The sequence below is a fragment of the Niallia endozanthoxylica genome (genome assembly GCF_008710145.1).
Classification (GTDB): Bacteria; Bacillota; Bacilli; order Bacillales; family Cytobacillaceae; genus Bacillus_BD; species Bacillus_BD endozanthoxylica.
Map to the genome: position 1 here is coordinate 174845 of NZ_VYKL01000015.1, position 24221 is coordinate 199065.

Annotated in this window: 24 protein-coding genes; 4 read left to right on the forward strand and 20 right to left on the reverse strand. The window is 37.0% G+C overall.

What is annotated here, in order from left to right; translation table 11 throughout:
- Positions 1–138 precede the first annotated feature (138 nt).
- The 8 genes from F4V44_RS07935 to yfmF all read right to left on the reverse strand — a co-directional run bounded on the left by F4V44_RS07935 (position 139) and on the right by yfmF (position 7990).
- The gene (locus F4V44_RS07935) at positions 139–1371 is read right to left on the reverse strand and encodes a competence/damage-inducible protein A (RefSeq protein WP_150439460.1); all 1233 of its coding nucleotides are present in this window, start codon (positions 1369–1371) and stop codon (positions 139–141) included.
- Positions 1372–1499: 128 nt separating this feature from the next.
- Positions 1500–2078, reverse strand: a complete 579-nt coding sequence (gene pgsA / locus F4V44_RS07940; protein WP_150439461.1) for a CDP-diacylglycerol--glycerol-3-phosphate 3-phosphatidyltransferase — start codon at positions 2076–2078, stop codon at positions 1500–1502.
- 76 nt (positions 2079–2154) lie between these two features.
- The gene (locus F4V44_RS07945) at positions 2155–3084 is read right to left on the reverse strand and encodes a helix-turn-helix domain-containing protein (RefSeq protein WP_317978314.1); all 930 of its coding nucleotides are present in this window, start codon (positions 3082–3084) and stop codon (positions 2155–2157) included.
- A gap of 11 nt (positions 3085–3095) precedes the next feature.
- Positions 3096–3887, reverse strand: a complete 792-nt coding sequence (locus tag F4V44_RS07950; RefSeq protein WP_150439463.1) for a YmfK family protein — start codon at positions 3885–3887, stop codon at positions 3096–3098.
- A 382-nt stretch (positions 3888–4269) separates the two neighbouring features.
- Positions 4270–4533 (reverse strand): DUF3243 domain-containing protein, encoded by a 264-nt coding sequence (locus F4V44_RS07955; protein WP_150439464.1) that lies wholly within the window; start codon positions 4531–4533, stop codon positions 4270–4272.
- Between the two features lie 92 nt (positions 4534–4625).
- A complete protein-coding gene (gene ymfI, locus F4V44_RS07960; RefSeq protein WP_150439465.1) occupies positions 4626–5348 on the reverse strand; it encodes an elongation factor P 5-aminopentanone reductase in 723 nt (240 codons plus the stop codon).
- A 73-nt stretch (positions 5349–5421) separates the two neighbouring features.
- Positions 5422–6711, reverse strand: a complete 1290-nt coding sequence (gene yfmH / locus F4V44_RS07965) for an EF-P 5-aminopentanol modification-associated protein YfmH (protein WP_150439466.1) — start codon at positions 6709–6711, stop codon at positions 5422–5424.
- A gap of 1 nt (position 6712) precedes the next feature.
- Positions 6713–7990 (reverse strand): EF-P 5-aminopentanol modification-associated protein YfmF, encoded by a 1278-nt coding sequence (gene yfmF / locus F4V44_RS07970; protein WP_150439467.1) that lies wholly within the window; start codon positions 7988–7990, stop codon positions 6713–6715.
- A gap of 394 nt (positions 7991–8384) precedes the next feature.
- Here yfmF and queF point away from each other — a divergent pair, with 394 nt between their 5' ends.
- The 4 genes from queF to queE are packed head-to-tail and all read left to right on the forward strand — an operon-like array spanning position 8385 to position 10781.
- The gene (queF, locus tag F4V44_RS07975) at positions 8385–8882 is read left to right on the forward strand and encodes a preQ(1) synthase (protein ID WP_150439468.1); all 498 of its coding nucleotides are present in this window, start codon (positions 8385–8387) and stop codon (positions 8880–8882) included.
- A gap of 33 nt (positions 8883–8915) precedes the next feature.
- Positions 8916–9575, forward strand: a complete 660-nt coding sequence (gene queC, locus F4V44_RS07980) for a 7-cyano-7-deazaguanine synthase QueC (protein ID WP_150439469.1) — start codon at positions 8916–8918, stop codon at positions 9573–9575.
- 2 nt (positions 9576–9577) lie between these two features.
- Positions 9578–10060: a 6-carboxytetrahydropterin synthase QueD gene (gene queD, locus F4V44_RS07985; protein WP_150439470.1), complete on the forward strand. Its 483-nt coding sequence runs from the start codon at positions 9578–9580 to the stop codon at positions 10058–10060.
- Positions 10053–10781 carry a 7-carboxy-7-deazaguanine synthase QueE gene (gene queE, locus F4V44_RS07990; RefSeq protein ID WP_150439471.1) on the forward strand — a complete coding sequence of 243 codons (729 nt, stop codon included), beginning with the start codon at positions 10053–10055 and terminating at the stop codon, positions 10779–10781. The genes queD and queE overlap by 8 nt, the downstream gene beginning before the upstream one ends.
- Before the next feature lie 47 nt (positions 10782–10828).
- On the opposite strand, the gene F4V44_RS07995 is transcribed toward queE, so the two are convergent.
- From F4V44_RS07995 to F4V44_RS08050, 12 genes are all read right to left on the reverse strand, one after another.
- Positions 10829–13189 (reverse strand): FtsK/SpoIIIE family DNA translocase, encoded by a 2361-nt coding sequence (locus F4V44_RS07995; protein WP_150439472.1) that lies wholly within the window; start codon positions 13187–13189, stop codon positions 10829–10831.
- Between the two features lie 169 nt (positions 13190–13358).
- A complete protein-coding gene (locus tag F4V44_RS08000; RefSeq protein ID WP_150439473.1) occupies positions 13359–13580 on the reverse strand; it encodes a YlzJ-like family protein in 222 nt (73 codons plus the stop codon).
- The gene (locus tag F4V44_RS08005; protein WP_150439474.1) at positions 13577–14326 is read right to left on the reverse strand and encodes a ClpP family protease; all 750 of its coding nucleotides are present in this window, start codon (positions 14324–14326) and stop codon (positions 13577–13579) included. The genes F4V44_RS08000 and F4V44_RS08005 overlap by 4 nt, the downstream gene beginning before the upstream one ends.
- 82 nt (positions 14327–14408) lie before the next feature.
- A complete protein-coding gene (locus F4V44_RS08010; RefSeq protein ID WP_150439475.1) occupies positions 14409–15038 on the reverse strand; it encodes an NUDIX hydrolase in 630 nt (209 codons plus the stop codon).
- A 185-nt stretch (positions 15039–15223) separates the two neighbouring features.
- A complete protein-coding gene (locus F4V44_RS08015) occupies positions 15224–16894 on the reverse strand; it encodes a ribonuclease J (RefSeq protein ID WP_150439476.1) in 1671 nt (556 codons plus the stop codon).
- Between the two features lie 209 nt (positions 16895–17103).
- Positions 17104–17979, reverse strand: coding sequence for a 4-hydroxy-tetrahydrodipicolinate synthase (gene dapA, locus F4V44_RS08020; protein WP_150439477.1), 876 nt, complete (start codon positions 17977–17979; stop codon positions 17104–17106).
- Positions 17980–18024: 45 nt separating this feature from the next.
- On the reverse strand, positions 18025–19236 hold the full coding sequence (gene dapG / locus F4V44_RS08025; RefSeq protein WP_150439478.1) for an aspartate kinase: 1212 nt from the start codon (positions 19234–19236) through the stop codon (positions 18025–18027).
- A gap of 163 nt (positions 19237–19399) precedes the next feature.
- The gene (asd, locus tag F4V44_RS08030) at positions 19400–20449 is read right to left on the reverse strand and encodes an aspartate-semialdehyde dehydrogenase (RefSeq protein ID WP_150439479.1); all 1050 of its coding nucleotides are present in this window, start codon (positions 20447–20449) and stop codon (positions 19400–19402) included.
- Positions 20450–20783: 334 nt separating this feature from the next.
- On the reverse strand, positions 20784–21377 hold the full coding sequence (dpaB, locus tag F4V44_RS08035; RefSeq protein WP_150439480.1) for a dipicolinate synthase subunit B: 594 nt from the start codon (positions 21375–21377) through the stop codon (positions 20784–20786).
- Entirely contained in the window at positions 21374–22276 is a 903-nt protein-coding gene (gene dpaA, locus F4V44_RS08040) for a dipicolinic acid synthetase subunit A (RefSeq protein ID WP_150439481.1), read from the reverse strand. Before dpaA ends, dpaB begins: the two co-directional genes overlap by 4 nt.
- Before the next feature lie 322 nt (positions 22277–22598).
- Positions 22599–22835 (reverse strand): YlmC/YmxH family sporulation protein, encoded by a 237-nt coding sequence (locus F4V44_RS08045; RefSeq protein ID WP_150439482.1) that lies wholly within the window; start codon positions 22833–22835, stop codon positions 22599–22601.
- Between the two features lie 129 nt (positions 22836–22964).
- Entirely contained in the window at positions 22965–24200 is a 1236-nt protein-coding gene (locus F4V44_RS08050) for a M16 family metallopeptidase (protein WP_150439483.1), read from the reverse strand.
- Between the last annotated feature and the right edge of the window lie 21 nt (positions 24201–24221).

The window sequence follows — 24221 nt, forward strand, 5'->3', positions numbered from 1 at the left end:
AATACAGTGAAAATGAAGATATTAACAGGAATCTTAATTTTGAAATAATTACTTTCAACTCTGTCATGTATAGTTAAATACAAAGACTCCTTTCAATTAAATAAAGGAGTCTCGTAATAGTTATTCTAATTCAAAAAATTAAATACTTTTTAATAGATAATTACATCCATGTTGAACCGTACGAATACGGATGGATGTCCGGTTGCCGCCCAACTTTAATTCTTCCACCTTGGTCGGCTGATCTTTAATTTTAATTCCAATAAATACCGTACCTGCCGGTTTTCCTTCTAATTCTTCGGGACCAGCAACCCCTGTAAAACTAATACCAATATCTGCATGCATCAATGAGGCTACATTTTCCGCAAGTTCTTTTGCACATTCGGCACTTACTACTCCATGTTGAGCAATGGTTTCTTCCTTCACATGTAATACGTTCTGCTTCACTTTCGGATGATAACAAACAACTCCGCCCATAAGCAGTGACCCTGCACCCGGTATTGATGTTAATTCTTTCTCAAACATGCCTCCAGTTAGACTTTCAGCTGCGGCTATCGTCAACTGTTTTTCTTTTAAAAGCTTTGATAGCTCACTCATAAGAGATGTTTCATCATACCCATAGAAATATTCTCCGACCCTGTTGAGGATTAGTCTTTCTGTATAATCTATTAATTCCTTGGCAGCTCCTTCCGATTGATGTTTGGCAGTTATCCTGAGTGTCACTTCACCATCTCCGGCAAGCGGGGCAATTGTTGGGTTGGTTTGCCCTACAATCAAATCATCAATCTCTGTTTCGAGCTGCGATTCACCAATTCCAAAAAAACGCAGCACTCGGGAAATAATCTTTTCCTGAACTTGGAGCTTATTCATAATACTCGGACGAGCATAGGTTAAAAACATCGGCTCCATTTCTTTTGGCGGACCAGGAAATAACATATAAATATGATTTTTCACTGGGATAATCATTCCCGGAGCCATCCCATGGTCATTCGGCAACACTTCAGAACCTTCAATAACCAAAGCTTGTTTTCGATTATTTTCAGACATGGTACGTCCAACCCGATTAAAATAAGCCTCTATGGATTCCATAGCCCTCACATCTGTAATTAACTTCCGATTTAAATGGGCTGCAATCGTTTCTTTTGTTAAATCATCTTTTGTCGGTCCTAGTCCACCTGAAAAAATAATCATATCCGCACGGTTTTCAGCTATCTCAATCGCAGCCTTTAACCTAGCAGCATTATCACCTACTACTGTATGAAAAAATACGTTAATACCCATATCCGCAAGTACTTTTGACATAAACTGAGCATTCGTATTAACTATTTGGCCCAATAATAACTCCGAACCAACCGCAATGATTTCGGCATGCATATAAAAAACCCCTTTAATATTCAGCTCTGACGGAGACCCGCAGCATGCGGGTCATACAGACATTACCACTTAAAGCGGCGATTTTCGTCTGTGTTCCTTAAATAGTCTAGCCGTCTCCGCATCTTTTATTATTTAGAATTAATAAATGGTTCTTTATTTTTAATAAAATAATCCCATCCCGACCAAACAGTGAAGAATAAGGCCACCCAGAGGGCAATCATATCAAAAGGAATCGCAATCATTTCAAATAGTATGTTATGCAGTAAGAGAGCAGAAATGGCAACAATCTGTGTCCAAGTTTTAATTTTCCCCAGCATATTAGCAGCAACAACTTCCCCTTCTCCGGCTAATACAAGACGCAGACCGGTAACCGCAAATTCTCGGCTAATAATAATAATGACAATCCACGATGGAGCCAGGTGAAGTTCGACCAAAACAATCAGAGCTGCAGATACCAAGAGTTTGTCTGCAAGTGGATCAAGAAATTTCCCTAAATTAGTAACCATATTGTATTTACGTGCATAATGTCCATCAATCCAATCTGTTGTAGAAGCGATAATAAAAATTAAAGCCCCAACAAAATGAGTGACTGGCATGGTTGTGCCGAGCAAAGAAATCTCTCCCCATGAAAAAGGAACAACCATGATAATGAGAAAAATCGGGATTAAAAAAATACGTGATATTGTAATCTTATTTGGCAAATTCATTAACTTTCCCTCCAAAACAAATGAGCGAGCTGACCTTCAGCTTACGAGAAAAAATAGTCATCACCTTACATGATGACTATTGATTATTTTTTACATATCGAATAATAATATCTTGACGAACGACTTCAGCAGGAGCTACTGCATATTCTAACTTTTGATCATTAATAAAAATTTCTGTTGCTGTTGAATTACCAGCCACAATAACAACTTCTGTTTCCTGTGACATATCAAGGGTTTGACTTTCTGTTTCACCTTTTTTCAGCATACCTTGGAAGAAGGAATATCCTTTATTATTTTTAATGTTTACCCAAGTTTCGCCAGTTGAAACAACTTTCAATTGAAATGTTTCTGTATTGGTCAACTCATAAATAGATTGATCACCGTTTGCTTCAACAACGTTTAATTCCTGAGAAGGTTGAACAGGATTATCCTTTTCTTCTTCTTTATTTTTATCATTTTCTTGTTGAGTATCCTCTGCGTTTTCTTTCTCATTAGTCTGATTCTGTTGATCTTCATTCCTTTCATTCGATAGATCCGCAGATTCCTCATATGTAATTTCTTGTTTACTTTCTTTTGGAGCCGTTTCCGCACCGTCATTACCGGAATATTTTTGTGCTAAATACCAAATAAAAACAAAGACTCCTATGACAAGTACCCCAATTAAAATTTTCGGCAGAAGATCTAAAACCTTTGAGCCATTTTCTGAGATAGTTTTTTTTGTTTGGACTCGGGAAAGCTGTCCTGGAATATCCTCACTTAAAATACTCGGGATTTCATTATTAAATTCTTCGAAAACCGCTTCCGGTTCAAGTCCAACTGCTTCGGCATATTGCTTAATAAATGCCCGTACGTAAAATTTTCCCGGCATTGCGCTATAGTTGCCTTCTTCAATGCCAACTAAGTAACGCTTTTGAATTTTCGTCGCTTCCTGTAAATCATCTAAACTCAAACCTTTTTCTAAACGTGCTTCCTTTAAGCGATTACCTAATTCTGTCAATTGTAACACCTTCCAACTAACTAAAAGTCAAACTCTCCAAATTCCGCAGAAGAAAATAGAGTGTTCTTTTCCACAATATCATATGTAATTTCTTCTTCTGGATCATGACGAAGCTCTATCATATAATCAAAATCATCGAGTGTATACTCTGTATTTTGAATAAAGATATCTGGATGCTCGATTACTTTTACTGCCGGTAATCTCATTATCTCCCTAATTAATTGCCAATGTCTTTCATTTGCTCTTCTAGTAGAGACGATTCCATCAATAATAAATAAGTTATCTTTGTTATATTCATCTTCAATTAATTGATTTCGGATTGTTTGCTTTAATAAAGTCGATGAAACAAATAACCATCGCTTGTTAGCACAAACACTTGACGCGACTATCGATTCAGTTTTTCCAACCCGTGGCATTCCCCGAATTCCAATTAATTTATGACCTTCCTGCTTAAATAATTCTGCCATAAAATCAACTAAAATCCCGAGGTCATCCCGAACAAAGCGAAATGTTTTTTTATCATCTACATCTCTTTGTATGTAACGACCATGCCTAACTGCAAGGCGGTCCATAAGCTTTGGCTTTCTTAACTTGATTAGTTTTATTGTATCCATTGTATGTAAAATAGACTCAAGTCTTTCAATTTGCTTATCATCTTTCGCTAAAATCAGTAATCCGCGTTTGCCTTCTTCAACTCCATTTATTGTAACAATATTGATAGACATCATTCCTAATAATGAGGCAATATCTCCTAGCAGTCCAGGTCTATTAGATTGGATTTCATATTCTAAATACCACTCTTCTTTCTCCATTCCACAACCTCCTCCTTCTATAGGCCGCTGCAATTACCGAAAAAAAAGACAACCCGTTTCGGAAGCAAGATAGCAATAAACCCTTTAAAAAACAATCATAAATGACCGTCCATTGAATCCCAACCTCTATCATATCTGATTTCTATAGAAGATGAAAGAAAAATGCGATAAATTTAGCAAAATTCGTCAAAAACAGCACTGATAGGTCCGTATAAATATTCAACGAATAATCCGACTATTATTATTTTAATATATTTTAAACAAAAGCTTTATTGATTAACATGATTCGTTAACATACCCTAAATAAAAAAAGGATATTGGTTCCTTTGAACACAATATCCTCTCCTGCCTATTTAAAATAAGGGGTATTAGGTCACTTAGGTTATGATTGATTTGTTCCGTTATTTTCAACGAGTTTAACCATTATACTTGCGATTGCATGTTGTTCCTCAGGAGAAGCAACAGACCATAAATCAGCCAGTACTCTTTCCTGTTCGTTTTTTGGATCTACCTGTTTAGCTAAATAGTCTCCAACCTGATAAGCAAGATCATTTATGGTTTCTTTGTCCATACCTTGCTGCTCTGCTTGATTTAAACGATCACCTAAAAAATCTTTCCATTGATGCCAATTTTCTAAAATAGACATGATTTTGAACCTCCTTTGTTGGTATTACCTTTTTATTTTGCATAATTAAGATTCAAAATATACATCAATTTATTAGGTTAAATACATCCCTTTTATGTATACCAGCCTCCATTGACACTTACTATCTGTCCTGTTATATATCCCGCTTTTTCAGATAGTAAAAAAGAGACACTTTCTGCTATATCTTCCGGCTCAGCTAAACGTCCCATTGGTATATCTCCTTTTATTATATCCAAATCCTCCTCGCTGAAATGTTCCAGCATAGCCGTATTTACCGCACCTGGCGCCACACCATTGACGCGTATCCCACCTAAGGCTAGTTCTTTACTTAAAGATTTTACTAACGAGATTTGTGCTCCTTTCACGGTGGAATAAATGGCTTCACAAGCGGCCCCTGTTTGTCCCCAAATCGACGTGATGAATAATATATTACCTGACTGCTGTCTAATCATTTTCGGAAGCAGCTCTTTTGTTAACATAATTGGTGAAGTTACATGAACCATCAGCAGATTTTCAACAGTGTCTAAATCTGTATCCACAAATAATCCATAATGGCTAATTCCACTGTTATGAATAATACAATCAATTGAAAATATATTTTCAGATAGTTTTTTATAGCCATTCCGTTCAGACAAATCAGCTTGAATAGGGATGTATTCTCCTTCATAAACAGATAATTCCTCCAAAAGTTCCCTAATTGATTGTATATTTTGATGGTAATGCAAATAGAGAGAATAGCCATCCTTTGCTAATTTCTTTGCTACCGCACGTCCAATCCCGCCGCTTGAACCGGTTACTAAAGCATACTTCCTCATGCAAAAATCACTTCCCCAAACAGTTTTTCACCTTTTTAAAATATTGTATCAAAAAAACGCCGACTAAGCGGCGTTATTTTTTCGGAACCACTTGACAAACAGTGATCCTTTCTTCATCAATAAAATTAACTGCAGCTGTTTTCAATTCATCAACAGTAATGCTTTCTAACGTTGGAACAACTTCAAACAAGTTCATCTCATTAAAAGCATAGCGGGTAAACTGATTAGCGATATACTCTGGAGAATTAATAGCCCGCAGGAATGTTCCAATTTTTTTCCTTTTTGTCCGTTCTAAATTTTCAGGCGTAAAGACATTTCCTTGTTTAGCTGATAACAGCATGTTTTCCAAGTTTTCAGCCAAACGGTCAGGATCGTTTGTATCGCCGCCGACCATCGCAAAACCAAAACCCTTTTCCTGACTGTAGTCGAATGAAAAAGAATCATCAATTAAGCCCGCTGAATATAACACATGATAGTTTTCTGAGCTTTTTCCAAATAAAATCTCCAGCATCATATTTAATGTCAGTTCGTGCTTTAACATTTCTGCACCAGTCTGGTTAATTTTCTGTGCTTTTATACCGACAAGACATTTTGAAGTTTGAACATTCATTTGTAATACTTGATTTTTCTCAGCAACTTCAACAGGCTCCTCTTCAAACTGTCGTTTAATTTCCTCTACATGGTTATATTGCTTTTTACTTTGGTTATTTTTAATTTGCTTCATAACTTTATCCGGTTCAACCGGGCCGACGACAAATAGAAGCATATTGCTCGGATGATAAAAAGTGTTATAACATTCATACAGTAAATCTTTTGTAATATGTGAAATGGATTCCACTGTCCCAGCTATATCAATCTTAACCGGATGGTTTCGATACATATTTTGAATAACTCCATAGTACAAGCGCCAATCAGGATTATCATCATACATCGTTATTTCTTGACCAATAATCCCTTTTTCCTTTTCAACTGTCTTTTCACTAAAATAAGGCTCCTGAACAAAATCCATTAAGGTTTCAAGATTAAGCTCAACATCAGACGTACTTGAAAATAAATAGGCAGTCCTTGTGAAAGAGGTGAAAGCGTTTGCTGAAGCCCCCTGTTTACTAAATTGCTGAAAAACATCACCATCTTCTTTTTCAAAAAGCTTATGCTCTAAAAAGTGAGCAATCCCGTCTGGAACTTTTATATATTCTTCTTTCCCAAGTGGAACAAAATGATTATCAATTGAACCGTACTTTGTTGTAAAAGTAGCATAGGTTTTATTGAAACCTTTTTTTGGCAGAATATATACTTCTAAACCATTATCAAGCTTTTCATGGAAAAGCTCCTCTTGGAGTTGATTAAATTCAATTTTTTCCATTCTACTGCTTGCCCCCCTCTGTTAAAAAATAGATGGTATCTAATTCAATCTTACCTGCTACTTTCATTATTTCATCCTTTGTCACTTGGTCCATAGCAGCTATCCAGTGATCAAGAGATATATTCTCATCAGCTACTACATTATGATATAAAATCTCTACCATTCCTCTAGCATTATCAATGGTTTCCAATAGCTGATTTTTAATCACTGCTTTTGTTTGATTGATTTCCTCTTCAGTAAACTCACCTGCAGTCATGGCTTTCATTTGTTCTTTGATGATTGTAACCGCTTGATTATAATTTTTGTTATCAATGCCTGACATGACAAGCATTAACCCTTTATGACTTTCTAACCGGCTCGCAACATAATAAGCAAGGCTCGCTTTTTCCCTGACATTTATGAATAATTTTGAATGAGAAAAGCCGCCAAAAATACCATTAAATAATTGCAATGCATAATAATCTTCATCGCCATAGTAAACATTCGTACGGAACCCGATATTTAATTTTCCTTGTTTTACATCCTGCTCCTCCTGGATTTCCTTAGCCTCCGGTTTACCATTGTACCCCTTCCTATCAATTGTTTTAGGTGTACGCTCTTTGAATTGGAACAAATGAGTGACTAGTCTCTCTACTTCCTCACTATTCACATCACCGACAACATACAAATCTAATTCATCTGCAGCTAGTGCATTTTGATAATATTCAAGTAAACTAGTTGCAGTAATAGAATCAATATCATCAAGTTGTCCATGAACATGTAATGCATATGGTTCCTCTTTACACATTTCCTGAATCAGCCTGAAATTAGAATACTTCATTTTATCATCATAAACAGATTGTATCCGTTGTTTTAAAGAACGCTTCTCATTATCTACAGTTGTTTGATTAAAAGCCTGGCCATCTATATTCGGATTGGTTATGACTTCTGCCAAAAATTCAAATGCTTTTTCCAATAAAGGTGTTGAATCAGATAAAAATTTTTCATTGGCAATTTCCATTGAAAAACTTAGGACATGGTATTCTCCCTTTTTACCTAAATCCACATGAAACGTCGCACCATACAGTTCATCTAAATAGGATCTTAACTGAGCGGTAGTTGGAAACTTCTTTGAATTGCTTTGTAATACATGAGGAAGTAATGCCCGTTTTGTGACATTTTCCTTCTCTAAAGGGGCTTTCATTTTAAATACTATGGTATTGGTTTTATATTTTTCAGTGGGAGTAATATGGAGCGTCATCCCATTTACATCTATTTTTTTTTCTGACAATACACCCATCTACGTTCCTCCTTTAAATTCCGCTTATTCTTAAGCATATGTAAACACTATAACGGTTATTTTCTATAATCTCCTCTAAAAACTAACATATTCTTACTATACATCTGTTAAATTCTTACAATCAAGTGTATATCGAAAAAAACCTTTCTTAATAGGCATCATGATATTGACAACCCACTATAGATAAACTATAGTATTAATGATTATTAACTCGTATTAATCGGTGATTTCCATCGGAGAGGTTCATAGCAGACACCCTCTATAAAAAACTATGGCTTTGATGATTCCAATCAACCATATCCCTCTGCGGATATGGTTTTATTTTTTTCAAAGTTATAATAGATGCTATGAGCCTTTCTACATGAGACAAAACATATAGGGAGGCTTATTTTTTATGCCAAATAGACAAGAAAGTGAATTAGATGGTCTGACACTCTTAGGTAATCAAGGAACAAAATATACATTTCAATATGCACCAGAAATATTAGAGGTATTTGATAATAAACATCCTAACCGTGATTATTTCGTTAAATTTAACTGTCCGGAATTTACAAGCCTGTGCCCAATTACCGGGCAACCTGACTTTGCAACCATTTACATCAGTTATATTCCGAATCAGAAAATGGTCGAAAGCAAGTCACTGAAGCTTTATTTATTTAGCTTTCGAAATCATGGCGATTTTCATGAAGATTGTATGAATATCATTATGAACGATTTAATCCAGCTTATGGACCCAAGATACATAGAAGTATGGGGAAAATTCACTCCAAGAGGCGGTATTTCCATTGATCCGTACTGCAATTACGGCAAACCAGGCACTAAATTTGAAAAAATGGCTGATTATCGCTTGATGAATCATGATTTATATCCTGAAACAATTGATAATCGCTAAGCTAAAAATTTTGTTATGAGAGGAAGAACTGAAATGAAAAATGAAAAAGCGGTGGTCGTTTTTAGCGGCGGACAGGATAGTACAACTTGTTTATTTTGGGCCATTAAGAATTTTGCAGAAGTAGAAGCCGTAACGTTTCACTATAACCAGAGACATTCAGCTGAAATTGATTGTGCTAAAAATATTGCTTCTACACTAGGGATTAAACATCATATTCTAGATATGAGCCTTTTAAATCAATTAGCGCCAAACGCTTTAACAAGAAATGAAATAGAGATAGAAGAAAACAAGAGCGGAGGCTTACCTTCAACATTTGTGCCGGGAAGAAATTTGCTATTCTTATCTTTTGCGGGGGTCCTTGCTTATCAAATCGGTGCCAGACATATCATTACAGGCGTGTGCGAGACAGATTTTAGCGGTTATCCAGATTGCCGGGATTCATTCATTAAAGCCTTAAATGTCAGCTTAAACCTATCAATGGATAAATCTTTTGTCATTCATACACCACTGATGTGGCTGAATAAAGCGGAAACATGGGAGCTGGCTGATGAATTAGATGCTTTCGATTTTATCCGTGAAAACACTTTAACCTGCTATAACGGAATAATGGCTGATGGCTGCGGGGAATGCCCTGCCTGCAAGCTAAGAAGAAAGGGACTTGAAGAATATTTAAATGTTAGAAGGGATTTGTAGACATGTATGGTTTTCGAATTGTTGATAAACTGCAAAAAATGGACATTGATATCAAGAGCCAGCAATTAAAGTATCATACGAAACGTGTTCTTGTCAGCAAGGAGTTTACCTTTGATGCTGCCCATCATCTTCATCAGTATGAGGGAAAATGCAAGAACCTGCACGGACATACATATAAAGTCATTTTTGGGATAAGCGGGTTTGTTGATGAAAGAGGAATCTTAATTGATTTTGGTGATATTAAAGAAATTTGGAAATCAGAGATTGAAATCCACTTAGACCACCGCTACTTAAATGAAACACTGCCGCTAATGAACACAACAGCGGAAAATATCGTCGTTTGGATTTATGAAAAAATGACAGAGGCACTGCAAAAGGAAAATCGGCAACAACTCTACTCAGGCGCAAGGGTAGAATTTGTCCGCTTATATGAAACACCCACCTCCTATGCAGAGGCAAGAAGGGAGTGGATGGAAAATGAGTAAAATCCCTGTTCTGGAAATTTTTGGACCCACTATTCAAGGAGAAGGAATGGTCATTGGTCAAAAAACAATGTTTGTCAGAACTGCCGGCTGTGATTATTCCTGTGCCTGGTGTGATTCTTCTTTTACTTGGGATGGAACAGGTAAAGAAGATATTCGACAAATGAGCGCAAATGAAATTTGGGAAGAACTAAAAGCATTAGGTGGGGATGGTTTTTCTTTTGTTACCATTTCAGGAGGAAACCCTGCTTTATTAAAAAACATTAGTACTTTCATTAACATTTTACAGAAGAATCAAATCAAGATTTGTTTAGAAACACAGGGCAGCCTTTGGCAAGAATGGTTTTATAAGATAGATGAACTAACTCTCTCACCAAAGCCGCCAAGTTCTGGTATGACTACTGATTTTGATCGATTGGACACTATTATCGGCAACTTGGAACAAAGTGAAAGAAAACAAAATATATCATTAAAGGTTGTTATATTTAACGATGAAGATTATCAATATGCCAAAAAAGTGCATTTCCGCTATCCTGCTATTCCTTTCTTTTTTCAGATTGGTAATGATGATTCCAAAACATCAGATGATAATCAGCTTCTAGAAAAACTGCTGCAGAAATACGAATGGCTTATTAATAAGGTTATGTTCGATGACAGCTTAAAGGATGTAAAGGTACTGCCGCAATTGCATACGTATATTTGGGGAAACAAACGGGCAGTTTAACATTTTCTATTATATAAAAAAAGTGCAGCAAGTCAGTCTGCACTTTTTTATATAATATCTTCAGATGAAGGTTTAGACATCAGTACCGACCGAGGCTTACTGCCTTCATATGGACCGACGATTCCGCGTGCTTCCATCTCATCTATCAATCTTGCTGCTCTTGTATACCCAATCCGAAATCTCCGCTGCAGCATCGAAACTGACGCAGTCTGCATTTCTAAAACTAAATCAACTGCCTCACCATATAACTCATCTTCCACTTCTGATCGGTTATTCGGTATATCATCAGGTATCATATCCTCTTGGTACTGGGCCTTTTGCTGATCAATGACAAAATCCACTACCTCTTCTACTTCTTCATCAGACAGAAAGGCACCTTGAACACGTACGGGCTTTGATGCACCGACAGGGAAAAACAACATATCCCCTCGACCTAATAGCTTCTCTGCTCCTCCCATATCAAGAATGGTCCTCGAGTCTGTTGCAGATGAAACAGCAAACGCGATTCTTGATGGAATATTTGCTTTAATGACACCCGTAATAACATCAACAGAAGGACGCTGTGTAGCAATAATGAGATGAATACCTGCTGCTCGCGCCATTTGAGCAAGTCTTGTAATGGAATCCTCTACGTCCGAGGAAGCAACCATCATTAAATCAGCAAGCTCGTCAACAATAACTACAATATACGGCAAAAGCGGCTGCTGACCTTCTTCTTCAACATTATGACGTCTTATATGCTCATTATACCCCTCGATATTTCTTGTACCGCTATGAGAGAAAAGATCATATCTTCGCTCCATTTCGTTTACAACTTTTTGCAGTGCCTGTGAAGCTTTTTTCGGATTTGTCACAACAGGAGCCAGCAAATGAGGGATTCCGTTATAGACATTTAGTTCAACCATTTTCGGATCAACCATCATCAGCTTGACCTCATGTGGTTTTGCCCTCATAAGTATACTGGTAATAATCCCATTGATACAAACACTTTTCCCGCTCCCTGTCGCACCAGCAACAAGTAAATGAGGCATTTTATTCAGCTCTGCCAAAACGGCTTCGCCCGTTATATCACGGCCCAAGCCAATCATCAGCTTGGATTCTGGTTTATTATTTTGCTTTGACTCTAAAACTTCACGTAATGAAACCATTGCAATCTCTGTATTTGGAACTTCAATGCCAATCGCTGACTTTCCTGGTATTGGTGCTTCCATTCGAATATCTTTTGCCGCTAAAGCTAGTGCAAGATCATCTGTTAAACTAACAATTTTACTTACCTTTACCCCTACATCCGGATGTACTTCATATTTTGTAACCGCAGGTCCAAGATGTACCTGTGTAACCGATGCTTTTACACCAAAGCTTTGGAAAGTACGCTCAAGCTTAGCCGCATTTTCCTGAATTAAAGTATATTCCCCACTTTGGTCGGTGTGCTTAGGCTGATTTAAAAGGTCAATTGGTGGCAATTTATAATCTACATTTTCAACTTCTGTTACTTCGTTAAATGTAATCGGAGGTGTATCTTCCTCTATTACTGTTTCGGTCGCCTCTACCTTTTCTAATTCAGGTTTCTCAGTTTGCTGATAAGCACGTTCTGCAAAACTAGAAATAATCGGTTCCGGTCTGACGCTTTCCACTTGCTCCTCAAGAGCCGTGTGAATAATGGGATTTGCATCCTTATCTTCTTCTGACCGCTTACGTTTTCCCTCTGACTGCCTACCTTTTCCCTCTTGTCTAAGAGCACGTTTTTCTTCCCGCTTTTTTTGCTGATCCTCTTTCCAATTAAACATATCATCTTTAAAGGACAGCCATTGATTACCCATAAAGCGCCCAAACGAAGTAAATACTTTTCCAACCGCTTCACCAAATGTTTTCCCTGTCACAAGGATAAATCCAATTAATATAAAGACAAATGAAAGAAGCTTTGTTCCAGCTTCATCAAATAAATAATGAAAAAGTGCAAATAATACAGCCCCTGCCATGCCACCGCCAAGATCAGCTGTACTTGCTTCCCCGCGCACTTCGAGCCAATATAATTCCCATGTGTTAGCAATTACACTGGGACTTGCCAACTTGTCTCCATTTGAGAGGAGCTGAAACAGTGTAATATGACTTAATAATAAGAGAGCAAAAATGATAATATATATCCCGATAAGCTTTGTTGAAAAAAGAAAGGGGCGTTGTCTTTTCCACATTAAATATCCGCCATAGATAATCATACCAACAAGCCCAATTACATACCATTCGCCGATAAAAAAACGGTAAAATAGTACAACCGCATGACCGACAGCCCCTAAATCAGCCATTGAAATAATCGACAGGGTAATTAATAAAAGGGCAACTAATTCGAATTGAATGGTTTGTTTGAGATGAGTTTTATTTCTTGATTGTCGCCTTTTTCTTTTGACCATCGTATCACCTTACTGATATTGATTTAGTAATGAAGAGAGCAGCCTAAGGGCTGCTCTTCATTGTAGTAGTTTTATTATATCATATCAAGTAACCGAACACATATGCTAATCATGCAAAAATCTCCTCAACTGGTATATGATAGGATTCCATATTGTCAAAAAAATAAAATCAAGAATATTTCTTGTTGGATAAAATGGCTCCTGGACAAAAACGATTGTCCATATAATGACTTGGATCACTGCTCATGACCTGCAAGACTCGATAATCATGATTTTCATTCATTTCAACCAATAAAGGAATCCCTTCAAAATCAATGACTTTTTGTTTAGCATACTCTGATTCCTGTGTTTGATATACGAGTTCTTGCGGCATTGTTGTATAGAGTATCATTGCACAAGCCTCTCATTCTCTTCATTTCTTAGTTCAATTAATTCATTTAATTTTTTCAGTGCTTGTCCGATACCTCCAACCTCATCAATTAACCCAGAGTTGACAGCATCTATTCCAATAACATTTGTTCCGATATCTCGCGTTAAGTTGCCAGTAGCAAACATTAAATCTTTAAAATGATTCTCACTTATTTTAGAATGTTTTGTCACAAACCTAATCACACGATCCTGCATTTTGTCTAAATACTCAAAGGTTTGTGGAACGCCAATCACTAGTCCTGTTAATCGTATTGGGTGAATCGTCATTGTCGCAGTTTCAGCTATAAAACTATAATCGCATGAAACAGCAATAGGAACTCCAATCGAGTGACCTCCTCCCAGCACAATCGACACAGTTGGTTTCGATAATGATGAAAGCATTTCAGAAATCGCAAGTCCTGCTTCAACATCCCCGCCTACCGTGTTTAATATGATTAATAGACCCTCTATTTTCGGATTTTGCTCAATAGCCACAAGCTGCGGTATGATGTGTTCATACTTCGTTGTTTTATTTTGCGGCGGCAGCTGAAGATGACCTTCTATTTGACCAATGATTGTCAGACAGTGTATTTTTGAATCCTGTGAAAGCTGAGGGACATTGGTTTGTCCAAGCTGTTGAATTTTTTCCATTAACGCAGAAGGTTTCTCTTCCTTTGTTGGTTCTTGATCCCCATTTCCATTATCATTTCGGACGAACTCCTTATCCATCTGTTATTCTCCCTTCAAAGACATGATAAAGATAGTATGAGATGAGGAAAGATTTTTCATTCAAACATATGTTAATTATTGCTTATTTCGCATTCTTTACTTCTAGCAATTCTAAGAAGTGATGTAAGACTCGAGCCGTCAATCCCCAAATCACTTTTCCTTTATACTGATAAAAATATTCGTCTAAATGGCGGAGCGTCCATTTGTAATTCTCTCCACCCGGTATTAAGTGAAGCGGAAAACCTTCCTCAGGAATCACCTGATAATAAATTTTATATACTTCCGGTTTTGTTTCTCGAAAAAACGATAGCGGCACCGTAAAAATTTCTCCAACTTCTGAAGCATTCGGATTTATCTGTTCTGGTTTTGTAATTCGGCCAACAAATGGATAGATAATATTACTTGAAGCATTTAACATAAAATCTAATGGGATAATATCTTCTATAGATGATTCATCAATTCCTAATTCTTCTGATGTTTCACGAATCGCACATTGTCTCTGATCAGCATCACTTTCATCTATTCTACCACCCGGGAAGCATATTTCACCGGGCTGTCGACGTAAATTCATTGATCTCACTTCAAATAATATATGCGTCTCATTTTCAACCTCGACAAGAGGGAGAAGCACCGAATATTTTAGTAATTCAGCTTTTCCAAGAATAGACGGATCTCGCCCTTTTAATTTTTCCATTACCTTTGTGATATTCAATCTGTTTCACCCCAAGACTTTGTTTAGTATTAAGTTATAATATCTACTATAACATTCATTATTTGAGAAATTTGTCAAAGCAATGAAGGAAGGAAAGACTTTCGTCTTAACAAATGGAAATGAGGCCGATTTAAAAATTAATCAGCCTCACAACTTATCAATGATTTGATAAAAATATATAGATACTATTTTACTTCCATGATAATTGGCAGAATCATTGGTCTGCGTTTTGTTTTTTCATATAAAAATTGGTTTAAACAATCACGCATGTCCTGTTTGATTACGGCCCAATCAAAGGAGTCTCTTAAAATACTTTGATCAACTATATCGCGTACTCGTTTTGAAGCCTCATCAAGGAGCTTTTCAGATTCTCTTACATAGACAAACCCTCTTGAAATAATTTCTGGACCAGAAGAGATTTTCTTTTCCTTTTTGTTAAGCGTAACAACAACAATAAGAATCCCATCCTGTGATAATAACTTACGGTCTCTTAATACGATATTTCCAACATCCCCGACTCCGCTGCCATCAATCAGAATATTACCTGCAGGTACCCTGCCTGCAGGACGGATTCGATCATCTATTAACTCTATTACTTCCCCTTTTTCAGGAAGATAAATACGATCATCGGTTAAGCCACATTCCTTAGCTACTTTTGCATGAGCTTTGAGCATCTTAAACTCTCCATGAACCGGGATGAAAAATTTCGGATTCATCATATTGATCATAAATTTCAACTCTTCCTGACTGCCATGACTTGATGTATGATAAGAATTTTTACTAGCTAATACAATAGCACCTGCACGGAATAACATATCAACCGTTTTTGAAATAAACAGCTCATTTCCACGAAGGGCAGAAACTGCAAAAACAACAGTATCCCCTTTTTGAATATTGACATGTTTATGAATTTGTTTGGCCATTTTCTGCAACGCTTCAATTGGTTCCCCTTGGCGTCCGGTTGTTAAGATAACAATCTCATCATCTGGATAGTTTCGAATCTCTGAAACAGGAATAATAATTTCATTATGAATTTGTAAATACTCAAGTTTAATGACCATATCAAATATACGCTGTAAGTTTTTTCCAACAATAGCCACTTTTCTTCTGCTTTCATATGCTGCGTCAAAAATATGCTGAATTCGATTTAAATCAGAAGCAAAGCAAGCTGCAATAATTCTTCCTCTTGCATTATAAAAGGCATCATTCATTTCCCGGGCCACTACTGCTTCAGAAGGAGTATAACCAGGCTTTTCAGCATCTGTACTGTCAGATAATAAACACAGAACGCCCTTTTCTCCAATTTGCACCATTTTTCCAATTTCAGGTTTATATAAGTCACTAGCCGATTGATCAAACTTAAAATCACCCGTATGTACGATGATTCCCGCAGATGTATGAACACAAATAGCAACTGAATCGGGGATACTGTGATTCGTTTTAAAAAAAGTGATGGTTGCCGAGTCAAATTCAAGGATAGAATCAGATGTAATTTCTCTAAATTGAGCCTTTTGCTGAGCATCCTGTTCATACATTTTCGTTTCGGCAAAAGCTAGAGTTAACTTCGTTCCGTAAACAGGGACATTTATTTCACGTAACAGATAAGATAAAGCACCGATATGATCTTCATGTCCATGTGTTAAAAAAATCCCTTTTACTCTGCTTTTATTCTGCACTAAATAACTATAATCTGGGATTACAATATCAATTCCGAGCATTTCATTTTCAGGAAACATTAGACCGGCATCAATGACAAATATATCTTCATCTACTTCAACTATATACATGTTTTTGCCGATTTCGCCAACTCCCCCAATTGCAATAAGTTTAATACTCTCATTTTCTTTTCTCTTCAAAACAAGCTTCCTCCTATGTTGTATTACGCCGATCGAAATCAGATACCTTTATTATACTTGAAATTAGAAAACCTTTACAACTACGAAGTAGGTTATCACTCCATGTACCCTGCTCGGCAGCTAATAAACAACAACCATTATTCGAGAAAATGATTTTATATAAATGAAAACCAGCCAAGATAACTGTGGCTGGTTTTCATTTATAATTATTATTTTTTAATAAGCAATAGCTGGGATAACTGTTCCCTTTCTTTTTCTGTCAACGGGACGAGAGGGAGACGAACAGTACCAACATCCAGCCCTTTTAACTGTAAAGCAGTTTTCACCGGTACAGGATTAGGAGCCTTAAATAACCCTTCCATTATTGGCAGCAGCTGATGATGAAGCTTTGCAGCCCCTTTTATATCACCTTGAAGAAACTTCGAAATCATTTCCTGCATTTCATTTCCAATTACATGTGATGCAACAGAAATAACGCCATCTCCGCCAATTGCTAACACAGGTAATGTAACAGCATCATCTCCGGTGAAAAGCTGAAAATCATCATCTGTATTGGCAATAATTTTGGTCATGCTATTTAAATTACCACTGGCCTCTTTGACAGCAACAATATTACTGATTTTTGAGAGCCTTATAATTGTTTCCGGTTCAATATTGATAACAGATCTGCCAGGGATATTATATAACAGGACAGGAAGTAAAGTGCTTTCCGCTACAGACTTAAAGTGCTGATACAATCCCTCTTGGTTCGGTTTGTTATAATATGGTGCCACAAGCATGATGCCGTCAACACCAATTTTTTCTGCCTTTTTTGTCAATTCAATCGTCTCATAAGTGTTATAGTTGCCAGTACCCGCAATGACAGATACCCGATTATCGACTACTTTGACAACATGTTCAAATAATGCTAACTTTTCTTCTTTAGATAATGTGGGTGATTCTCCAGTTGTTCCGGATACAACAAGTGATTCCGTACCATTAGCAATTAAATAATTAATTAGTTGAGTTGTTTTCGGAAAATCAATATGACCTTTGCTATCAAACGGGGTTACCATTGCCGTAGACACTCGACCAAAGCGTACCATCCAACCACTCCTTCCAAATTAGCGATTAGGAGCAGATCCTACCGGCTAATTTTCTTTATCCAACTCAAACACATCATGCAAGGCATTAACAGCTGTAGATAAATCAACTTCTTTGATTAGAACCCAAATGGTTGTATGACTATCTGCAGATTGTAATATACGAATGCCATTCTCAGACAAAGCACCTACAATTTTAGATGTAACACCAGGGACTCCTGCCATACCTGCACCGACAACAGACACTTTTGCACAATTCCTTTCAACAGCAGGCTCATGTCCAAGCGAGCGGAGAACAGAAATGGCCTTCTCTGTCATTTCTTCTGTAACGGTATAGACTACTTGATTGGGAGATATATTGATAAAATCAACACTGATTTTTTCATTGGCCATTGCTTTAAAAACCTCTGCCTGCAGATTATATTGATCTTTTTTGGCAAAAACTTTTATTTGAGTGACACTTGAAACATGAGCAATTCCAGTCACCATACGGTCTTTGACCATATTCTCACGAGACATCGAAGTAACTAAAGTACCTGGATTGTCTGAATATGTTGAACGAATTCGTATCGGTACTTTTGTTTGCATGGCAATCTCAACTGCCCTAGGGTGAATGACTTTCGCACCTTGATAGGCCATATTACATACTTCCGTGTAAGTGACAACTTCAAGCGGCCTTGCATTATCGGCAATACGAGGGTCAGCAGTCATGATACCTTCTACATCGGTAAAAATATCAATGAAATCCGCATTTAAAGCGACTCCAAGCGCAGCCGCCGATGTATCGCTTCCACCTCTGCCGATAGTTGTTATATCTCCATTTTTTGCCTGACCTTGAAAACCGGCGACTACCACCACATCATGTGTTTCAAATGCATTCATCAATCTCTCACATCTCATATCAATGATTTTTGCATTCATATGGTCATCATTTGTTCGAAACCCCGCTTGGGCGCCAGTTAAAGCTGTAGCTTTTATGCCTGCTTGTAATAACTGATTCGTAAAAACAACACTTGAAATAATTTCACCGCATGACAGTAATAAATCTGTTTCACGATTACTGATATTACTATTTGAACTATTTACTAGTGAAAGCAGCGTATCTGTAGCATATGGGTCACCCTTGCGGCCCATAGCCGAAACGACCACTGCTACTTTATATCCCTCGTCTAGTGCAGATTGAATATGTTTTTTTGCATGCTCGCGACCTTTATCGTCACGGACGGAGGTTCCGCCAAATTTCTGGACGATTATTTTCATCGTAACACCTCTAAATCCATTTAATGATATGGACTTTTCATGATTTTTTGTTCCTCTAGATGCTGTCTCCATTCATTAGCAGGTAGCTATTGCTGTGAAAATAACTAGTTCATCCGAGACATACCTGTATTAGAAAAATATATGAATAAGAACTAAGAATTTTTTATTTCACTAAACCAAGTTTAATTAGACTTTCTGCAATTTGAACGGAATTCCAAGCAGCACCTTTTAATAAATTATCAGATACAACCCAAAGATGGAAACCTTTTTCATCATGTAAATCTTTACGGATACGTCCAACAAATACATCATTCTTTCCAACACAATCAGCAGGCATTGGATAGACTTGATTTTCCGGATCATCCTGCAATACTACTCCTGGAGCATCCTTCAATAGCTCCTTCAAATCAGCTGCTGTCACTCCTTCGGTATCCACTTCAATAAATACTGATTCTGAGTGACCTACCGCTACCGGAAGACGTACGCATGTTGCAGCAACACTTAATTCTGGTCTATGCATGATTTTTTTCGTTTCATTTATCATTTTCATTTCTTCGTACGTAAAACCATTTTCCTGGAATAAGTCAATCTGAGGAATCGCATTAAAAGCAATTTGATAATGCTTTTTATCGCCCTTAACAGGCAGAATTTTCGGTTCAAATTCTTCATTGTTAATAATCGCTTTTGTTTGCTCATTTAATTCCTCAACTGCGACAGCGCCAGATCCTGAAACGGCCTGGTAAGTTGATACGATTACTTTATTTAAACCGTACTTTTGTCTAATTGGCTCAAGTGCTACAACCATTTGAATGGTTGAACAGTTTGGATTGGCAATAATCCCATTATGGTTTAGTAAGTCATTTTCATTTACTTCAGGTACAACAAGAGGGACATTTTCATCCATACGGAACGCACTAGTATTATCGACACAAATAGCACCGCGTTTAACTGCTTCAGGCGCTAATTCTTTTGATACACTTCCCCCTGCACTGAATAAAGCAATATCCACACCTTCAAAGCTTTCAGGCTTCGCTTCTTGTACTGTATATTCAGCTCCATTTACCTGCACTTTTGTACCAGCAGATCGAGCGGACGATAATAAAGTTAATTTTCCAATTGGAAACTGTCTATCCTCTAGTGTTTTTAACATTTGTTGCCCAACTGCTCCTGTTGCTCCAACTACTGCTACGTGGAATCCTTTTTTCTGTTCCATTTTTTGCTCCCCTTCCAATTCTGTAAAAATTACGACTATTTTTTTAGTACTAGAACGTCACTTTATTATATGAGGAATATTTCAGTTTGATAAGGTCAACCTAATAAAAAGACGACGCTAAGAGTAACTATACTTAATTATATAGCGAATCGACTCTACACTCTACCCAATTTATCAAAACTAAATTAGGCAGGGACTTTACAGCTTGAATGACTTTATTACCTCATACAAAGAAGGCGCGGTAATTTGACCTGTCGCCATCTTTCTACTATAATAACATTTATTTTAAAACAATCAATCAGGAAACAATTATACTTTTATGGGAAAATTAATCTTAGTCCTTATATCTTTCTACAATAACCGGTTGAATTTGTTTTCCGTTTAATGCTGCTTCAACTGCTTCGCTTAACATTGTCATTCTCGCAACCATAGAATTCGGTTTTTTTATTGGATCATCTTGACCGTATGGGATAAAATAAATATTTTTTGTTGCCATTAATCTCATTAAGTTTACCCCATTTAACCCCAATGCATCATTTGTTGAAATCCCTAATACAACAGGTTTTTGATTTCTTAGAGTTGCCTTTGCTGCCATTAAGACAGGACTATCTGTCAATGCGTTTGCAAATTTGCTCATTGAATTACCTGTTAATGGGGCAATAACCATACAGTCAAGAGGGATTTTTGGACCTAATGGTTCAGCCTTTACAATGGAATCAATGACTTTATTCCCTGTTAATTCCTCAATTCTAGTAACCCAATCTTCTCCCTTCCCAAATCGGGTCTCCGTCGTTTGGACTGTAAATGTCACGACAGGGAGCACCTCAGCACCTGCATTGACTAATTTTTCAATTTCAGGAAAAACAGCATCATATGTGCAGTGAGATCCCGTTAATCCAAATCCAATTCGTTTTCCATTTAAACTCATGATTTTATCTCCTTTCGCTTATCATATAAATCCTGAAGTAAATTAGAAAGGACTCCTGCTAATATATTTCCCGCTGTTTTTGGAGCAACAATACCTGGAAGACTCGGTGCTAATAGAGCTTTTATTCCCCTTTTTTCTGCATATCGAAAATCCGTTCCACCCGGCTTTGAGGCAAGATCAATAATGAGTGTATGTGCAGGCATTTTTGAAATAACATTTGCATTTACAACTGGATGCGGAATCGTATTAATTAATATATCAGTATCTTTAACCCATTTGTTCATGTCATCTAAATGGAATGGAGTCAGTGCCATTTCAGTAATTCTGGCAATATGCTCTGATTTACGTGCCCCTACGCTAACTTTTGCTCCTAGTAAATGGAACGTTCTCGCAACGCTCATTCCTACTCTTCCTAATCCTAAGACAGTGACATTTGAGCCGTGTATGGTAAAGTCTGTGTGTTGAATAGCCATCATAATCGTTCCTTCCACTGTCGGAATCGAATTATAAATAGCCACATCATCTCTTTTAAATAATTGAACAAGAGTCCTGTTAGCACGATCCGTAATACCTGTTAAATAGGCATTCGTAATCCCGGAAAAAATGACGCAGTGCGGCGGTGTTTTCTTAATTTTATCCTCTAAGAGGATAACTTTTTCATTAGAAAATATCGTATCAACGTTACCCTCAAGGTTCGTGCCGGCTACCGGCAGGATAATGGCATCAAGCTGTGAAAAATCAAGGTCTGCTATCTTTTCCTTTGTTGCTCCGGAAAAAGCATGATCCAACTGTTCAAAGCCTATTAAAGAAAGCTTTGCATCCAGTTCCGTTAATTTTCGAATGATTTCGAGCTGTCTCGCATCACCGCCAATAATTGCAATTTGCATATCTGTCAGCATGAAAGATTCACCTTCTTTTTTAGGGCTTGAATTACGGAAGTCTATTTGACTTTCTCATGTATCGAAAAGCCTAATTTCTTAATCAAGAAGCCCAATTTTAGATTCATCAACCTAATCCCTTAACCTCGCTACTTGCAATTTAACAAGATATCTAGTGGGAACTACTTCAACATCATATGTTACATTTACCTAATCGGTGACGCCATCGAAGTTTTGCCTTAAGTCAATCAATCCTGCTAAAATTCTTTTGCACTAGGCATTAATCTATTTAATTAAAAAAAACAAAAAAAGGTGACTCATCGAGCCGCCTTTTTTTGTTTTTTTAATTTTCCATATCAATAATCAGCATATCATTGCCAATTTTTTTAATTTGCTTCCATTCAACACGTATTTCTCCACCTTGTTTTTTCATTCCGAACCATTTTAAAGTCGGAATGAGCAATGCTTCGATTTGTCCGCTTTGCACATTAATTTCTAAATCTGTCTGTCCAAGAACGCCTAAGCGCTCAGCACGATTTACATCAACAATTTCTTTCCCGCTTAATTCACTTAATCTCAATTTTTTCCCCTCCATTGTGAACAGTTGACCACCCTATATTTATACTAGTATTTAGGCCCAATTAGACATCACATTCTAGATAAGAGGAAAAAATGAGAAAGCCGTCAATCATTTATGGCATTTGTTTTGTTAGACTCCTTTTGGCAGCTCCCCATTAGGACTAATTAATGAAACAGAAAATTGATTCGTAAACACTCGATTCGCCATTCGATCTACATCTTCTTTCGTAACTGAATCAATTTGTTCAACAATTTCATCCAGCGAACGGTGCAGTCCAAGCAGCAATTCATTTTTACCGTTACGGCTCATACGACTGTTAGTACTTTCAAGACTTAGCATTAAGCTCCCTTTTAATTGCTCTTTGCTATTAGATAACTCTTTTTCCGTGATACCATCTCTTTTTAGAACTGCCAGTGTTTCCTGTACTGTTTCAAATAAGAGATCAAGCTGCTTTGCTCCGGTACCTCCGTAAATAGTTACAATACCGGTGTCCTCAAAAGCAGAATGATAAGAGAATACAGAGTAGGCGAGCCCTCTTTGTTCCCTAACATCTTGAAATAATCGACTGCTCATACTGCCACCCAAAATATTATTGAGAGAAATAAGACTATAAATGTCATCATGTCCGACTTGAAGTCCCTCAAACCCTAGACAAAGATGGGCCTGCTCTGTTTCTTTCTTACGTGCAATACGATTGGTATGAAAAACAGGTACAGTTGTTTCAATCTCGCGTTTCCCGCCTTCATAGGAGCCAAAAAGCACCTCTACTTCCTTAATAAAGGCATCTGAAATATTCCCTGCTACAGATATCACAACATGTTCAGGTGTATACATGTTATGTACATAATCCTTTAACGTCTCACTTGTAAACGTAGATAAAGTTTCCTCAGTACCAAGTATTGGATAGCCAAGTGAATGATCCTCATAAATAGCTTTACTAAGCAAATCATGAACGATGTCATCTGGTGTATCTTCATACATTTTAATTTCTTCATATACAACATTTTTTTCCTTAACTAATTCTTCTTCCACAAAAGTTGAATTAAAAAACATATCTGCTAATACTTCTAAAGCAAACTGTGCATGGTTATCAAGTACTTTTGCATAATAACAAGTGTATTCCTTCGACGTAAAAGCGTTTACTTGACCGCCAATACTATCAAAGGACTCAGCTATTTCTCTAGCTGTTCTTGTATTTGTTCCCTTAAAGAACATATGCTCTAAAAAATGTGAAATTCCATTATTAACTGGAGTCTCATTGCGTGAGCCTGTGCCAATCCAAACACCTATTGCTACAGACCTTACAGTGGGAATATTTTCTAATACAACTCTTACACCATTTTGGCAAGTATATTTCTTTATCAAATAAACTCCTCCTGTTCTATA

Coding starts and splice junctions, on each gene's coding strand:
- F4V44_RS07935 (WP_150439460.1), bottom strand. CDS start 1,371: ATGCATGCCGAAATCATTGCGGTTGGTTCGGAGTTATTATTGGGCCAA.
- pgsA (WP_150439461.1), bottom strand. CDS start 2,078: ATGAATTTGCCAAATAAGATTACAATATCACGTATTTTTTTAATCCCG.
- F4V44_RS07950 (WP_150439463.1), bottom strand. CDS start 3,887: ATGGAGAAAGAAGAGTGGTATTTAGAATATGAAATCCAATCTAATAGA.
- F4V44_RS07955 (WP_150439464.1), bottom strand. CDS start 4,533: ATGTCTATTTTAGAAAATTGGCATCAATGGAAAGATTTTTTAGGTGAT.
- ymfI (WP_150439465.1), bottom strand. CDS start 5,348: ATGAGGAAGTATGCTTTAGTAACCGGTTCAAGCGGCGGGATTGGACGT.
- yfmH (WP_150439466.1), bottom strand. CDS start 6,711: ATGGAAAAAATTGAATTTAATCAACTCCAAGAGGAGCTTTTCCATGAA.
- yfmF (WP_150439467.1), bottom strand. CDS start 7,990: ATGGGTGTATTGTCAGAAAAAAAAATAGATGTAAATGGGATGACGCTC.
- queF (WP_150439468.1), top strand. CDS start 8,385: ATGCCAAATAGACAAGAAAGTGAATTAGATGGTCTGACACTCTTAGGT.
- queC (WP_150439469.1), top strand. CDS start 8,916: ATGAAAAATGAAAAAGCGGTGGTCGTTTTTAGCGGCGGACAGGATAGT.
- queD (WP_150439470.1), top strand. CDS start 9,578: ATGTATGGTTTTCGAATTGTTGATAAACTGCAAAAAATGGACATTGAT.
- queE (WP_150439471.1), top strand. CDS start 10,053: ATGAGTAAAATCCCTGTTCTGGAAATTTTTGGACCCACTATTCAAGGA.
- F4V44_RS07995 (WP_150439472.1), bottom strand. CDS start 13,189: ATGGTCAAAAGAAAAAGGCGACAATCAAGAAATAAAACTCATCTCAAA.
- F4V44_RS08000 (WP_150439473.1), bottom strand. CDS start 13,580: ATGATACTCTATACAACAATGCCGCAAGAACTCGTATATCAAACACAG.
- F4V44_RS08005 (WP_150439474.1), bottom strand. CDS start 14,326: ATGGATAAGGAGTTCGTCCGAAATGATAATGGAAATGGGGATCAAGAA.
- dapA (WP_150439477.1), bottom strand. CDS start 17,979: ATGGTACGCTTTGGTCGAGTGTCTACGGCAATGGTAACCCCGTTTGAT.
- dapG (WP_150439478.1), bottom strand. CDS start 19,236: ATGAAAATAATCGTCCAGAAATTTGGCGGAACCTCCGTCCGTGACGAT.
- asd (WP_150439479.1), bottom strand. CDS start 20,449: ATGGAACAGAAAAAAGGATTCCACGTAGCAGTAGTTGGAGCAACAGGA.
- dpaB (WP_150439480.1), bottom strand. CDS start 21,377: ATGAGTTTAAATGGAAAACGAATTGGATTTGGATTAACGGGATCTCAC.
- dpaA (WP_150439481.1), bottom strand. CDS start 22,276: ATGCTGACAGATATGCAAATTGCAATTATTGGCGGTGATGCGAGACAG.